Here is a 14,904-nt window from a genome sequence, read left to right as displayed (position 1 = left end):
AAAAAGGCGCTTTATACGCCTTTTTCAATATTTAGAATCTTTAAAGTTTCATCGGAATAATAAAATTTTTCCAAATAGATCCGTGCACGACTTTTTAAGTGTTGAGAAGCAAGCATCTGTTGAATAACAGGTTCAAGTAACTGTTGTAATTGATTTTGAATGAATGCTTCATCAATGTTGATATCACTTAAAATTAAATCAAAAGGTCGCTCTTCATTACGTACATACCAAGTCAGTACACCATCATGTACTTGTTTCTTTAAATAATCTGTTTGGCGAATATGTTCCCATATCTCATGCCCCATACCCACAGTTTTAGGTAAGTCGTTAATTTCAACATAATTACGCAATACAGCAATCGGTACTTTTTTAATTTTATGCCATAAATTGGCTTGAAAATGATAAAGTTTATTGTCATCAAATTGTTGATTAATGACTTGTTCACTCAACTGGCTAATTTTAATAATATTTTTTTGCAGATAATGCTTAACCGTATCATCTAAATTAGTGTCGGTAACCGATTCTAAAACTGATTTCCCCATCTTCATAAAACGTCCCACCCCCGGGACTTTTTTATTCATGACCGAATTATCAATATAATCCTGGATAGAGTGATGAATCAGTTGGGTTAACATACTTGAAAAGGCTGGATTATTGACAACACGTTTGATCAAGGCTTGACGATGACGTGATTTACTTGCGACATATTGGGCAATTTTATCAATTGTGGTGACTGGAATAATATCTTCAATTAAGGTTTCATCGTTACTTGGATGAATCAATGCAAAACGAATATGTTCAGCGATTTGCTCAATGAGAAAGTTATTTGCAGGCGTTGCTAAAATTTGCTTTAACAATAAATCATGGATTTGTGCAAAAGACCAAATTTGTTTTAAAGGCTGTTTTCTAAACCAGTGATAAAATTCAGTAAACTCAATTTTAATCGTATCTATCTGTGAAAACTCTTGGTCTAAAAAGCCAAGTTGGGCTTCGATCAATTGTTCAATAAGTTGATTTTTCATTTTTTGAGCTCAATTTGTCCATGTGTTTGATCAGACAATGGATTTTGCAAGGGCTGTACCTTATTTAAAAAGCTTAAATACTGATCTGCAACTCGTTCAGGTGCTTCGAGTAGGGGCATGTGTCCAACATGTTTTAGAATAATCGGTGTTTCAGCACGTTTTAATACCGACTTTAATTCATTTGCAACATCTGCATTTACAATCTGATCTTGTTCACCCCAAAGAATCATGGTTGGTGCCTCAATGTTTTTTAACATTGTGGTAAAGGTTGCAGGGGTATATAGTCGATTGAGGGCATCAATTTGATTGATAATTTTGGCAGTGTCTTGAGATTTAGCAATAAATAACTTTTCTTGTTCATCTTTAATTACACGGGCAGTAAAAGGTGGATTAAACATCACCTTTTTCATTACAAAATCCAAATCGCCTTTTTGGGTGATCAATAACTGTTTTAGATAGATAGGATTTCTTAGATAATTGGTGTTTGTCGACTTAAAAATACCGCCAGTACTCATCAAGAATAAGCTTTTAGTATCAAAAGGGTACTGTGAAGCATAAAACATTGCAATGGTTCCACCCAATGAGTGTCCTGCAATATTTAAATTATCTTGAATATGTGCGGCTTCAATAAAGCGTCTAAGTTGCTCTGTTACATTCGGCACAGATAAATCAAAATTGGCTGGGACTTGGGTAGTTCCAGCAGAAGGTAAGTCTGGAATAATGACATGATAATAAGGGGTTAATGACTGCGCAATATCATTCCATGTATCACGGCTGCTGGCTAAGCCATGAATCAGTAAAACAGTAGGTTTATCTTTAGACCCACCTTCACTATAAGACCAAATAACATCACCTACACGCAATGTTTTAGAACTTAAGCCTGCCCAAGCACGTTCTTCTTGTACAATTTTTAAATAATCCACATATTCTGGTGTACTAGCGGTTGCATTGTGGCTAGTTAAAAACAATACACCGATCGCAGTCAAACTTAACAATATGCTGTTTAAAAAATGAAGAGTTTTTTTATGGGACAGTTCAGACATGCATAGGGTTCCGAGTAAAAGACTAGGCATTATATAAAGTAAAAATATTATTCATGATCATAATTTTTTCAACATTTGCCGAGAAAGTCTTATTTGTAAGTTTTTTGCCATACTTTAAGCTTCTAACTCACCTAATATAAAGATTATTTTGTAGTTTGGTTAAATAATTTTATTGAAAATGTGAGTTATGTCTACATATTGTTTAAGTTTTGGTAGATAAACCATGCATAACAAAAATTGTAACAGAGTTTATTTTTAGTCAGTGACTTTCAAAATTTACGGCATTAAAATAATGCAAATCTCCACACAATGGAACGAAGACATGCTAACCGCTCAAGAAGCTTTAGAACGATTAAAACAGGGTAATGAACGTTTTGCACATGGTGAAACAAATCTGACTAAATTTTTGACGCATCAGCAACGATCTGAAATGATGGACAATCAAGAGCCATTTGCAATTATTTTAGGCTGTTCGGATTCACGTGTCCCAGCAGAAATGGTTTTTGACCAAGGTTTTGGCGATTTATTTGTGATTCGTGTTGCAGGTAATATTGTTGCGCCATCGCAAGTGGGGAGTGTGGAATTTGCCGCAGATAGTTTTGGTTGTCCATTGGTTGTTGTTTTAGGGCATAGCCATTGTGGTGCGATTCATTCAACGATTGAAGCACTTAAGAATCCCAACACACCTCCTTCTGCAAATCTCATGTCAATTGTGAATCGTGTACGTCCGTCAGTTGAAATTTTAATGCAAACTGAATTGAAAGATGATTTAGAAAAGTTATCTATGCATGCAGTGAAATCAAATGTTTTTGCCTCTGTTAATCAATTGCGCCATGGTTCAGCTGTTTTAGAAAACTTAATTGCAAAAGGTAAATTGAAAGTCGTTGGTGCTGAATATTCTCTAGAAACAGGTGAAGTTTCTTTTTATGATTTTTAAAAATTTAAATTTCTAAGATAAAAAATCCCACTTAGAGTGGGATTTTTTATCAGTATAGATTCTTAGAATCTATAACCCATTTTTAAACCATAAGCGATTGCATTGTTATCTTTAAATTCTGCAACATAGGCATCACTACCTGCTTGAGCACCCGTTTGTGCTTTAGCATCGCCTAACCAGAAGTATTTAACACCACCCGCAATGAAAGTCGCAGGTGTAGGGCTATATTGAACTCCTAAACCTACATTCCAATAACCTTCTGTTGGGCCTAAAGTTGAAACTGGGTTACCAGCACCTGAGTCCCAACCCACTGAGACATTACCTGCCCATTGGTCATTAATTTTACGACCGAGACCAGCTGTCACTGTATATTGATCATCAGAATATTCAACGAGGTTAAATCCGTTTGGACGACCAACAATTGGACCAACTGCTTCAGAAACTTGACCAAACTTTAATGGGCGGATTGAAAAGTCTTTCCAGTTCACCCAACGAAGATTTGCAAATGCAACTGTATTTGCCATGATCCCTGATTGTAAATCAATGTTGACCGACTGTGGTGTCGTAATTGTCGTTTTACCATTTGAAGCGGCAATTGCTTGTGCAGCAGCAGCTCCGCTATCACCGAGTAATGCTAATGCTCCAAGCGTAGGAATCGATTCATTAATATTGACATCATGATCGATTTCAGAGCGGTAAGTTACCGATGCTTTTAAGGCAATATCTGGAATTTGATAAGCAGCACCTGCTAACCAACCCACACCGCCAGTTTCTTTGATGTTAGCATCATAGCCATTGTATAAACTATATGCTTGACCACGAAGGCTTACATTTCCTTTAATGGTTTGGTATACACCACCACCAAAGAAGTTCAAGTTAGCTATAGGTTGAAAACCAAAAATCATTGAAATATTTTGGGTGTCAACTTTAACTTCAGTACTGCCTTTACCCAGTGTACTATTAGCCCCTGCAATACCTTTATCTACAGCTTGTGTTACGCCTGTTGTGATCAAAGCCATTGCATTTGCATTTCCTCGAATTTGCGTTGCAATTTGATCAATTACAGCTTGAGGTGGTGTTGGAGAACCAGTCATCGCAATTGCTTGCTGTGTTGCTCGGTCAACAACTTGTGAATTTACATTTTTAGCAATAGTACTAGCACGAAGCGCTGTCAATCTATCTTGAGGTAATACCGTATCGCCATTAGAAGAGACAAATGCATTTTCACCAGAGTATTTTGCATCCGCGCCAAATGGTTGGTCATACAATAGACCGAATGATACTTGATCAGTGAGTTGTAATTTAATAGCGGCAGATGGAAAGTAATAATCCCCACCCATATCATCAATTTCACGATATGGTTTAGGTGTATCGCCAGCTTCTCGGCCTTCAACAGTCGGGTCTAAAACTGAAATACCAGCTTCAAAATAATTATTAGGTTGAAGGAATGCCGAAATAGATTGGCCTGAGCGATCCATTGCTGCGGCAAAAACACCAGTCATTGGCAAACTTGCAGCAATTATCGCGATTGATAAATTTTTTAATTTCATTTTAATTTTTCCCTAATATAATAAAATGAATACTTTGAAGTACTTAAGTTTTGAATGAGAAATAATTTTGATACTTAAATAATCAACTCAAAGTTACTTCTATTTACAAAATAGCATATAAAAAATAAGAGTAAATACTCTAGAGGGTGAATTAGTAAAAAAAAAATGAACTATGTAGTTTTTTTTGATTTGCGAGAATATAGAAAAATATATAAAGATGTGATTATTTAGAGGGATATTACAAATTTATAGATATAAAACAATAAAATTTAGATATTTAAGTAATTGATGGATTGAGTGAAATTTAAACAATTAATTGGAGTGAAATATAAATTTATCAGGTTATATAAATCGCTTTATATTAAATTTTTATAAAAAAGAGACCTTCACTTCTTGCTTTTTCAATAGTGCGCCCTGCGGGACTTGAACCCACGTCTGTCACTTAGGAGGCAACTGCTCTATCCAGTTAAGCTAAGGGCACAATAAGTCAATAATTTACCGTATATACATATGAAAAAAAAGCTATTATCTAAATAATAGCTTTACGTTGGATTTATTTTTCTTCGGTCTTTATTTCATTTGGATTTAAAATATCAAACAAGACTAACATCAGTGTAATCCATACGGGAATCATCAATACTGACTCTTTAAATCCTTGATCCCACATGATATATAAAACGATACCAATAAAAATAATTACAACGAAATTACTAACAGGTGCCCAGAGTGCGGGGTATTTACTGGTTTGATTTGTCAAACGTAAAGCGCGCTTAAACTTCAAATGGGTGAGTGTAATCATAAGCCAGTTTAAAACTAAAGCACCAACGACCACATACATCAAATGACTTAAGGCATCTTCTGGTAAATAATAATTTAAAGGTACACAACCCAAAATTAAAAATGCAGAAAGTAATACCGATGGAATTGGAACACCATGTTTATTGGTTTTAGTAAAGATTTTAGGTGCATTGCCTTGTTTTGCTAAACCATAAAGCATACGGCTATTGGCATACATACCACTGTTATAAACAGATAGTGCCGCAGTTAAGATAATAAAGTTAACCAGATGAGCTGCCCATGCAATCCCAATCATACTAAAGACCATAACGAATGGGCTTTTATCTAAACAACCAAAATTCAATTGGTTCCATGGAACTAAAGACAAAAGAATAATCATTGAGCCTACGTAGAAGATGAGAATACGAGGAACGACTTGATTAATTGCTTTAGGAATCGTTTTTTCTGGGTCTTTGGCTTCGGCAGCAGCCATACCAACTAATTCAATACCACCAAAACCAAACATAAGGAAAGCCAGCATATAAAATAAGCCGTCAAATCCATTTGGAAAAAACCCGCCATGTGACCATAAGTTTGAAAAAGCAATACCTGAACTTACATCTGCGGTCAGAACTAAATAGATACCAAACACAATCATTGCAACAATCGCAGTGACTTTAATAATGGATAACCAAAATTCTGATTCACCGTAAAACTTTACATTTCCTAGATTTACCAGTGTAATCACAACAAAGAAGAACAGTACAGATATCCAATTGGGAATTTCAGGCCACCAATAATTGATGTATTTGCCAACAGCAGTTAATTCAGTCATTGCAACTAGGACGTAAAGCATCCAATAGTTCCAACCTGTTAAAAACCCAGGAAATTTACCCCAATATTTATTGGCGAAATGGCTAAAAGAACCAGCTACTGGTTCATGTACAATCATTTCTCCAAGCTGACGCATAATTAAAAAAACGATCAAACCACCAATGGCATATCCCAAAATAATGGATGGCCCAGCTTTTTCGATCACATGTGCTGAACCTAAGAACAATCCTGTACCAATTGCGCCACCCATGGCAATCAATTGGATATGACGATTCTTAAGTCCACGCTGTAATTGTGTAGACTCGTTGCTCAATGTGTACAACTCTATTTATGCGAATTTAATTATTGTAATAGATTGGTTACTTTTAGCCTAGTATACGATGGATGTATGGGAAGGAACTGTGAAGTCAAAAAATAGGATTTTTAATTTTTTTATTAATTTTCAATAAAATAATCATAAGTAATAATTTTCAAACTATATTTAAACTGTTTAACTTTTAATCTTTGTGCCAAGATTTATTGAATATTTGAGTTAATTTATCAGTATTTTTATTCCAAAAAGGGTACTATAAAACTGAATGATGATTCATTATTTGATACAACAAAGAGAATTTAAAGGAATACGAAAAAATGAGTTCTGCACCACAAATCAAAATCCCAGCAACCTATATGCGTGGTGGTACTAGTAAAGGTGTCTTTTTTAAGCTTGATGACTTACCTGAACGTGCACAAATAGCAGGGCAATCACGTGATCAGTTATTACTTCGAGTCATAGGTAGTCCAGATCCTTATGGAAAGCAAATTGATGGGATGGGTGGGGCAACCTCAAGTACCAGTAAAACAGTTATTTTGGCTAAAAGTTCGCAACCTAATCACGATGTTGACTATCTTTTTGGGCAAGTGTCTATTGATAAAGCGTTTGTAGATTGGAGTGGTAATTGCGGTAATTTAACTGCAGCTGTTGGTTCATTTGCAATTAGTAATGGTCTTGTTGCTACTGATCGCATTCCAGAGAATGGCATTTGTACGGTTCGGATTTGGCAAGCCAATATTCATAAGACAATTATTGCTCATGTTCCTATTACACAGGGCCTAGTTCAAGAGACGGGTGATTTTGAATTGGATGGTGTCACTTTCCCTGCTGCAGAAGTTCAAATTGAATTTTTAGATCCCGCCGATGATGGTGAAGATGGTGGAGCCATGTTCCCTACAGGTAATGTCGTTGACAACTTAGATGTGCCTGAAATTGGTACATTTAAAGCAACTTTGATCAATGCGGGTATTCCTACAATTTTCTTAAATGCTGAAGAGATTGGCTACAACGGAACTGAACTACAAGAAGATATCAATAGTGATGTCACTGCATTAGCACGTTTTGAAAAAATCCGTGCGTATGGTGCTGTAAAAATGGGTTTAATCAAAGACATCAGTGAGGCGATAAATCGTCAGCATACTCCTAAAGTTGCATTTGTATCCAAAGCTAAAAGCTATACCTCTTCGAGTGGTAAACAAGTGAGTGAAACCGACACAGATTTATTGGTACGTGCATTATCAATGGGTAAATTACATCATGCCATGATGGGAACAGCTGCAGTCGCAATTGGTACGGCAGCAGCAATTCCAAATACCTTAGTGAATTTAGCCGCAGGAGGTGGTGAGCGTGAGGCGGTACGCTTTGGACATCCATCTGGAACACTTCGTGTAGGGGCACAGGCTTTGAACGAAAAAGGGCAATGGATTGTCAAGAAAGCAATGATGAGTCGTAGTGCACGTGTATTGATGGAGGGCTGGGTTCGGGTGCCAGCAGATAGTTTTTGATAGATTTATATACGTTCTAATTTCTACTTAAGTAATTTTTACGTTGAAATTTTAATAACCTTGCGCTCGCAAGGTTTATTTTTTTGTGATTTATATCAATAAAAGTACTAATTTTGTATTGTGTGTGGCAAAATGTTTGCAGTATTTTATCATACTTACTTTATGAGATAGCAATTTTGATTATTTGCTGTTGTAAAAAATTAATACATTAAATGCTGATTTCAATAGATTAAAATTTATTGGCTTCGAGGTGGCGTATGGAACAAGAGTCTAAAAAACTACGAGATAGCCTTGAAGACATCAAAGTTTTTGAATATTTACAAGACATCGATAAATTACATCTGGTTTCTTTTATTTCACAAATTCCTTTGCCTATTGCATTATTTGATCAAGAAGCACGATTTTTGGGGGTAAATCAAAAGTTTGCAGATATTTATGAAAGTGACGCACTTTATCTATTTGACAAGTTGCTGAATACATTTTCAACTGTAGTCTATACACATTTTCATGAAGCAATGCGTTATTTTGCAAAGAAAAATAACTATTTTGAACAAGAATTCTATGTAAAAGGAAAATTTTATCTTTCTTATTTTAAAGCAATACGTAATCAATATGATGAGATTGAACGAGTTGTGGTGGTTTGCTCAGATATAACGCGTTTGAAGCGTCGTGAAAATGTACTTTTGCAAAATAATAAAAAATTGCATGATCATCTCTATTTAGACTTTGTCACAGGTTTACAAAATGCTTTTGCTTTTGAGCATTATTTAAACAGAGTTTGGCAAAAAAGCCATGAAACGTATCTATCATTCCTGAAAATTGATTTAGATAATTTCAAGCGATTTAATCAATTGAATAGTTATACGGCAGGTGATGAGGTCTTAATACAGTTAGGTTCTGTATTAAATGAAGCGATTGCTCAAACTGAAGAAGCCGAAATTTTTCGCTTAAATTCAGCAAGTTTTGTTATTGTGATTGAACACCTGACAGAGTGGGCTGTTGTAACACTTGCTGAAAGGCTTAAATTTGCAGTTACTAATGAAAAGATATTATTTGGCAATAATAACGAATACCTTACTGCGTCTATAGGAATTTATCATTTAGATCTACAAAAAAAACAGATTGAGATTGATGTTTTACAAAAATTAGAATTTGCAGTACGAGCTGCTAAAGAAAAGGGAAAAAACTCGCTGTTTCTATTAAAAAATGAGTTGTAAATATCTTGAACTTATTCAAATGATTCTATTGGAATTAAGAGATGAGAATTATAGTAACTCATAGTAGAATGTTCTGACTCATCAAATTTACCAATTCATCTAAAACTTCTGATTTTTTAGTTTTAGAGATTCGTACAAACCGAGGCAGATGTGACTTCTATTCCCAATGTAAATGCAGAAATTTTAAAACGAGCGCAAGTACAAATTCAGCAAGATTTACAAGTTGCTTTAGATGCCTTTTCATTGCCAGAGCCATTAAAATCGGCTGTGCATCATACGGTGATGTTAGGTGGAAAACGAGTTAGACCTGCTTTAAGTTACGCAACAGCACATTTAAAAGCAAATAATCCAAATTTTGCAGCTGTGCGTAGAGCTGCGGTTGCGATTGAGTTTATTCATTGTTATTCCTTGGCACATGATGACTTGCCATGTATGGACAATGACTTGTTACGTCGAGGGCAGCCAACTTGTCATGTGGCTTTTGGTGAAGATACAGCGCTTTTAGCAGGAGACATTCTGCAATCAATGGCATTTGAAGTGTTAGGGAGTCGTCTATTTGATCAAGGTCAAGCTGTTGAACAGAGCATTATTCTTAAGCAAATGCAAATTTTAGCAACAGCCAGTTCAAAAATGGTGTGTGGTCAGGTCTTAGATTTACAGGCTGAAGGTAAGCATGTTGATCAAGCGCATTTAGAAAGTATTCATCTTAATAAAACTGGGGCTTTAATCCAAGCTGCAATTATGATGTCTGCTGTGACAATTTTTGTAGGTACAGATCAGGCTATTCCCCAATTGCGTCAATATGGTCAATCGATTGGATTAGCATTTCAAGTGCAAGATGATATTTTAGATGTGATTTCTGATACTGAATCTTTGGGAAAAACTGCAGGTAAAGATCAACAAGTAGATAAGTCGACATATCCTGCTTTAATGGGATTAGACAATGCCAAAATTTATGCACAACAATTACATGACCAAGCATTTAAAGCCTTAGAATATTTTGGTGAGGATGCTCAGGAATTGAATCAAATTTCTCAATTTTTATTGGCAAGAAAAAGCTAAATCAGATTTTCAATAAAGTAATGCTCATCAGTAGTACTTAAATAGAGTACTTAGATAAGATAGATTAACACTGTTTTTTCATAGTTTAATTCGACATGATATCGCTATGAATGGAGACATGAGTACTAAGATTGTTTTAAGTACAGGTTTGTCACATTAGCAAAAAGGATTTTTGTTAATTTCATATATGAAAGTAGAACATTACCTGCAAAATTGATTTAAACGCTCAATCCAAGCGACAGTACAAAAAATTTATGAGGTTACAATTTAAACTTAATGTAATGCGGTGATTTATTTATCTCTCAGCACTAAAGAAATATTTTTGAATCATTTAAATTTGATGAATCCCCCTCAATGTGGGGTAATCAATTGAATAGGCTTTGTTGCACAAAGATTCGAAAGTCTAAATTCCTTTGCCTAAGTCAAGTTTAGACCACAATTCGGGTGCGAGTTCTACCTAATTCACTGAATCTATTTAATACACGAGCATTATTAATGCGCAAGGTACATAGATTTCAACGACCTGACTTTGAAAGTTCCTTGTGCTTAGTTTGTCGCCAAAAAATTTTATGCAGTGCATCTTGGTATTTACTAAACTTCTCTGAGGGTAATCTGACCATTTTTCCATAGTATCCTACCTAAATGTTTGGCTGTTCGAAGCAGCTCATTGCATTCTAATGAGCAAGTTTTTGTATTTTTTCAAGGCTTGACATTTTTTCTTAGGGATCACCATATGTGCCAATTTGTCTGAAATCACCCGTTAGCAGCTTTTAGTATCATAAGCTCCATCAGTATAGAAGGAATTGAGTTGTTCACTTGGTGGAGTCTGATAGAGTAAATCACTAATATTATTTGTAGTGTTTTAGCATTGATACCTCTATGGAGCTTATGCCATTGGGTCGATATTCAGCTTATTGTTGCTTAGGCTTCCATTCACCTTATTTGATCAACGAAAATTTTAAATCTTGTGAAGCTGGCATCTCATGTTTAAAAGTAGGTGAAGTATACAATGACTTTTTAATAGCGAATCGTAATCTCAATATACTTTTGTCTTCTAAAAATAGTGAAAAAATCTAAAGCTGTTTAATCAAACCCTCATAATTTAATCAAGCTTTAAACAAAGCCTGTGCCCATACTTAAAGACAATTAGAATAAGGATTTAATCATCAAATAAGATTGAAAGATTGAATAGTCGCATCTGAATAGGTTTGATTGCTACCTTGTTTACCGCTCCGATTAGGCATACCACTTTGTATTAGAACCAAACTAAGTGGAGATATTTCAGCGTTGGAATAGAGCTCGGTTGAAACAAGACCAATTGAGGGTGTGCTATGTGTGAAGTTTGGGCTTATTCAATCGCGAATTATATTACTGAATCAGACCTTATGGGCATGTTAATGCAAAAACCTATTTCAAGATAAAAATAGGCAACACATCGGTTGCCTATTTTGAGCAATTTTTTAAATTTCAGAATTAATTTCTGCCCATCACACCGCGAATCGTATTCATAATATCCGCAGGTAACACAACCGTTTTGGCATTATTGGATTTGGCCATGTCTTGCATAGCTTTGACATATTGCTCACCCAATAAGTAGGCAACAGGTATTTCTTTATCACCTACAGCAGAGGTCACCATTTCAATAGCACGCTGTGAAGATTCAGCCAATACAACTTGAGCTTCAGCATCGCGACGAGAAGCTTCTAAACGTCCATCAGCTTCTAAAATAGCGGCCTGTTTTTCACCATCTGCTTTGGTTACAGTTGCACGACGTTGACGTTCGGCTGCTGCTTGGGCTTCCATCGCTGATTGCATCGTGTGTGATGGTTGAATGTCTTGAATTTCCACAGTTTTTAGTGTGATGCCCCAGTCGGAGATATCATCAGAGATTGCTGCTTTTAATTTCGCTTTGATATGATCACGTGATGACAATGCATCATCTAGGTCCATTTCACCAACGATTGAACGTAGGGAAGTCTGCACCAAGTTTTGAATTGCCCAAGTGTAGTTTTCGATACCGTACACGGCTTTTTCTGGTGTGGTTAAATTGATATAGGCCACGGCATTCATCACTAATACAGCGTTATCACGTGTGATTACTTCTTGTGATGGGATATCTAGAACAATATCTTTTGTGGTTACTTTATAAGCAACTTCATCCACATATGGAATGACAAAGTTTAAACCAGGACTCAGTGTGATGTGATATTTACCTAAGCGTTGTACGATCCATTTATAACCTTGAGGAACAATACGGACACCTTTGAAAATGGTCACAGCCACAAATAGAAATAAGACTAAAACAACAATAGAACCAAAACCCATTTAATTTTCCTCTTTATTCTTCATTATTAAGATGATGAATGTAGTTGTACAACTAGATCATTACCTAAAATATCAGTCACTCGTACACGGTCACCTACTTGTACAGGCGATAACGTACGGCAATTCCATTCATCAGAACCCAAAACAGGCATTGGAAAGCGGACACGAATTTGATCATGGCTAAGCCCAGTTTGAATGACCATACCCGTTTGACCGATGGTTGCTTCACGAGAAAGCCCAGCTTTAGTTTTATCTACAGATAAAGGTTTAATGAATTTAAACCAAGCCACAGTACAAATGATAGATAAGATAATCCAGCAAACGACTTGCAAGGTGAAACTCATACTTGGGAATAACCACAATAAAATGCTGACTATAACTGCAGCGATACCAAACCACAAAGCCGCAAATGCTGGTAGTAGAAGTTCAGATAAGATCAGCAATATGCCAAGTACAAACCAATGCCACGGTTCAAAAATAAAGTTCATACATCTACTCGAGTGATTATCATTGATATAGATGACGGATCATCTATATCAATGTAGCAGATCATTTTAGTGCTGCATATAAAAACGTGATTATTCTCGTTTTAAAGCTTTATTGATTATATGACCGCTATTGCGGTATTAAAATTTTGCCCGTGGTGCAGGTTTTAATGCAGCAGGTGTTTTTTTAAAGTTATTAATTGCAGCTTGAATCGCAATGATTTTGCCTTGGGCTGCTTTTTCGCCTTCTAATATGGCTTGGTTACTCGACTTAAGATCAAGTGTACCTAAGTGTCCAACTTTAGGCTGAATAACAATATTTGCCTGAGCCAACTCATTGTTAATACTTTGTTGTCCCATGATGTTAATGGTTTGATCCAATAAGCCCCACATATTCATGGGTTGGCTGCCACTTGGACGAGCAGAAATATCAACTGCAATCACGATATCAGCTCCCATATCACGCGCAGTCTGGACAGGAATTGGGCTAACTAAACCACCATCAACATATTTTGTATGACCAATTGTGGCTGGTACAAAAACATTCGGAATACTGCAAGAAGCTCGGACTGCTTGTCCTGCATTTCCTTTAATAAATTCAGCTTTTTTACCATTGTCTAAGCGTGTGGCAACTGCTGCAAAACGGATTGGAAATTGCTCAATAGGTTTATTCGCAACATTCCGATTGATATAATCTTGTAGTTTTTGACCAAGAACAATACCTTGGCTATTTATAGTTAAATCACGCAAATCAGATTCTTTCAATTGTTGTGCAATTTGCTGCATTTGAAATGGTGTTTTACCACTGGCATAAATACTGCCAACAAAACTTCCGGCACTGGTTCCAGTCACAATTTTAGGTTTGATCCCGTGTGATTCTAAAACTTTGAGCACGCCAATATGAGCGAAACCTTTTGCTCCACCGCCACCTAAAGCAATCGCGATAACAGGCTCACGTGCTTTAATTGCAGTGGTCTGTGTTGGAGTTTTGGTAGTTTTGTCACAGCCAACAAGGGCTAGACCCAATAAGCCTATAAAACCAAGTTGTTTAAAACGCATGGAGTATTACTTTTGATCAAAATGTATGTTGCACATCTGAACAGATTGTCTCTGTTTTTTCTAGTTATTTTTCAAAAGTTTTTGTAAAGGAATTGATAAAAAATTAGGCCGTTTAGGTGAAAAATTACCTTTAAAACGCGCTAAAATTTCTGCTAAATCTTGCTCATAATCTCCTGTAGGTTGCAATGTTCCTAAGCAGTGAATTTGCTTTTTCTCATAATCGAATGAGAAAATTGCAATCGGTATTTTGGCTCCCATAGCAATATGATAAAAACCACTTTTAATTTTTTCAGCTTTTTTCCGGGTACCTTCAGGTGCAATCGCAATCCAAATTTTATCTTGCTCTTGTATGATTTTAACAATCTGTTGGGTGAGTCCATGTGGTGAATCACGATGAACAGGAATGACACCCATCCATTCAAAAAGTACTTTAAGTGGCGTTTTAAACAGGCTATCTTTTCCAAAAATTGTGACTTTAACACCAATACCTAACATCGCGAGGAAGGCATATAAACCATCATAATTAGAGGTGTGTGGCGCAATAAATACCACCGCTTTAGGTAAATTGGGAAATTCACCTTCAAATCCCCAGCCTTGAACTAAGTAAAGGTTTTTAAAAATATTACGACTGGTGTTTGTACCACGCTGAGGTACTTGATCAGGTATCATTGGAAAATTTTGTGACATTGTATTTTTATATGATTACTCTTGCATTGATTTTGGTTTTTGCTTAATAGTAACGATCTGCAAAATGTAAATATTACAAAATTCGTAG

The 14,904-nt window shown here is 35.9% G+C and carries 12 protein-coding genes, 1 tRNA gene and 1 pseudogene; 4 read left to right on the top strand and 10 right to left on the bottom strand.

Features of this window, described 5'->3' with window-relative positions; genetic code table 11:
• Positions 1 to 11 precede the first annotated feature (11 nt).
• Both AC4CVF_RS14245 and AC4CVF_RS14240 read right to left on the bottom strand, forming a co-directional pair.
• Positions 12 to 1,022, bottom strand: coding sequence for a hypothetical protein (locus tag AC4CVF_RS14245; protein ID WP_490789626.1), 1,011 nt, complete (start codon positions 1,020 to 1,022; stop codon positions 12 to 14).
• Positions 1,019 to 2,065, bottom strand: a complete 1,047-nt coding sequence (locus tag AC4CVF_RS14240) for an alpha/beta fold hydrolase (protein ID WP_336952835.1) — start codon at positions 2,063 to 2,065, stop codon at positions 1,019 to 1,021. Before AC4CVF_RS14240 ends, AC4CVF_RS14245 begins: the two co-directional genes overlap by 4 nt.
• Positions 2,066 to 2,387: 322 nt before the next feature.
• On the opposite strand from AC4CVF_RS14240, the gene AC4CVF_RS14235 reads away from it, so the two are divergent.
• Entirely contained in the window at positions 2,388 to 3,002 is a 615-nt protein-coding gene (locus AC4CVF_RS14235) for a carbonic anhydrase (protein WP_336952987.1), read from the top strand.
• Positions 3,003 to 3,064: 62 nt separating this feature from the next.
• Here AC4CVF_RS14235 and AC4CVF_RS14230 read toward each other — a convergent pair whose 3' ends face one another.
• The 3 genes from AC4CVF_RS14230 to AC4CVF_RS14220 all read right to left on the bottom strand — a co-directional run bounded on the left by AC4CVF_RS14230 (position 3,065) and on the right by AC4CVF_RS14220 (position 6,476).
• Positions 3,065 to 4,552: a long-chain fatty acid transporter gene (locus AC4CVF_RS14230; protein WP_336952833.1), complete on the bottom strand. Its 1,488-nt coding sequence runs from the start codon at positions 4,550 to 4,552 to the stop codon at positions 3,065 to 3,067.
• A gap of 408 nt (positions 4,553 to 4,960) precedes the next feature.
• Positions 4,961 to 5,033, bottom strand: a tRNA-Arg gene (locus AC4CVF_RS14225).
• 72 nt (positions 5,034 to 5,105) lie between these two features.
• Positions 5,106 to 6,476 carry an amino acid permease gene (locus AC4CVF_RS14220; RefSeq protein ID WP_490789625.1) on the bottom strand — a complete coding sequence of 457 codons (1,371 nt, stop codon included), beginning with the start codon at positions 6,474 to 6,476 and terminating at the stop codon, positions 5,106 to 5,108.
• A 317-nt stretch (positions 6,477 to 6,793) separates the two neighbouring features.
• Here AC4CVF_RS14220 and prpF point away from each other — a divergent pair, with 317 nt between their 5' ends.
• The 3 genes from prpF to AC4CVF_RS14205 all read left to right on the top strand — a co-directional run bounded on the left by prpF (position 6,794) and on the right by AC4CVF_RS14205 (position 10,260).
• Complete coding sequence (prpF, locus tag AC4CVF_RS14215) at positions 6,794 to 7,981, top strand: 2-methylaconitate cis-trans isomerase PrpF (protein ID WP_419819555.1); 1,188 nt, start codon at positions 6,794 to 6,796, stop codon at positions 7,979 to 7,981.
• A gap of 257 nt (positions 7,982 to 8,238) precedes the next feature.
• On the top strand, positions 8,239 to 9,198 hold the full coding sequence (locus tag AC4CVF_RS14210) for a sensor domain-containing diguanylate cyclase (RefSeq protein ID WP_336952827.1): 960 nt from the start codon (positions 8,239 to 8,241) through the stop codon (positions 9,196 to 9,198).
• 150 nt (positions 9,199 to 9,348) lie between these two features.
• Positions 9,349 to 10,260 carry a polyprenyl synthetase family protein gene (locus AC4CVF_RS14205; protein ID WP_419819553.1) on the top strand — a complete coding sequence of 304 codons (912 nt, stop codon included), beginning with the start codon at positions 9,349 to 9,351 and terminating at the stop codon, positions 10,258 to 10,260.
• Between the two features lie 428 nt (positions 10,261 to 10,688).
• Here AC4CVF_RS14205 and AC4CVF_RS14200 read toward each other — a convergent pair.
• From AC4CVF_RS14200 to AC4CVF_RS14180, 5 genes and pseudogenes are all read right to left on the bottom strand, one after another.
• Positions 10,689 to 11,586: pseudogene (locus AC4CVF_RS14200) on the bottom strand (IS5 family transposase); the annotation flags it as partial.
• A 147-nt stretch (positions 11,587 to 11,733) separates the two neighbouring features.
• Positions 11,734 to 12,585, bottom strand: coding sequence for an SPFH domain-containing protein (locus AC4CVF_RS14195; protein ID WP_336952823.1), 852 nt, complete (start codon positions 12,583 to 12,585; stop codon positions 11,734 to 11,736).
• Positions 12,586 to 12,611: 26 nt separating this feature from the next.
• Positions 12,612 to 13,073, bottom strand: coding sequence for an NfeD family protein (locus AC4CVF_RS14190; RefSeq protein WP_336952821.1), 462 nt, complete (start codon positions 13,071 to 13,073; stop codon positions 12,612 to 12,614).
• A gap of 138 nt (positions 13,074 to 13,211) precedes the next feature.
• Positions 13,212 to 14,129 carry a patatin-like phospholipase family protein gene (locus AC4CVF_RS14185; protein ID WP_336952819.1) on the bottom strand — a complete coding sequence of 306 codons (918 nt, stop codon included), beginning with the start codon at positions 14,127 to 14,129 and terminating at the stop codon, positions 13,212 to 13,214.
• Positions 14,130 to 14,189: 60 nt separating this feature from the next.
• Positions 14,190 to 14,816 carry a lysophospholipid acyltransferase family protein gene (locus tag AC4CVF_RS14180; protein ID WP_336952817.1) on the bottom strand — a complete coding sequence of 209 codons (627 nt, stop codon included), beginning with the start codon at positions 14,814 to 14,816 and terminating at the stop codon, positions 14,190 to 14,192.
• Positions 14,817 to 14,904 lie beyond the last annotated feature (88 nt).

The sequence above is a fragment of the Acinetobacter sp. LipI_19 genome (assembly GCF_058242925.1).
This window is presented reverse-complemented; position numbering and strand designations above follow the sequence as displayed.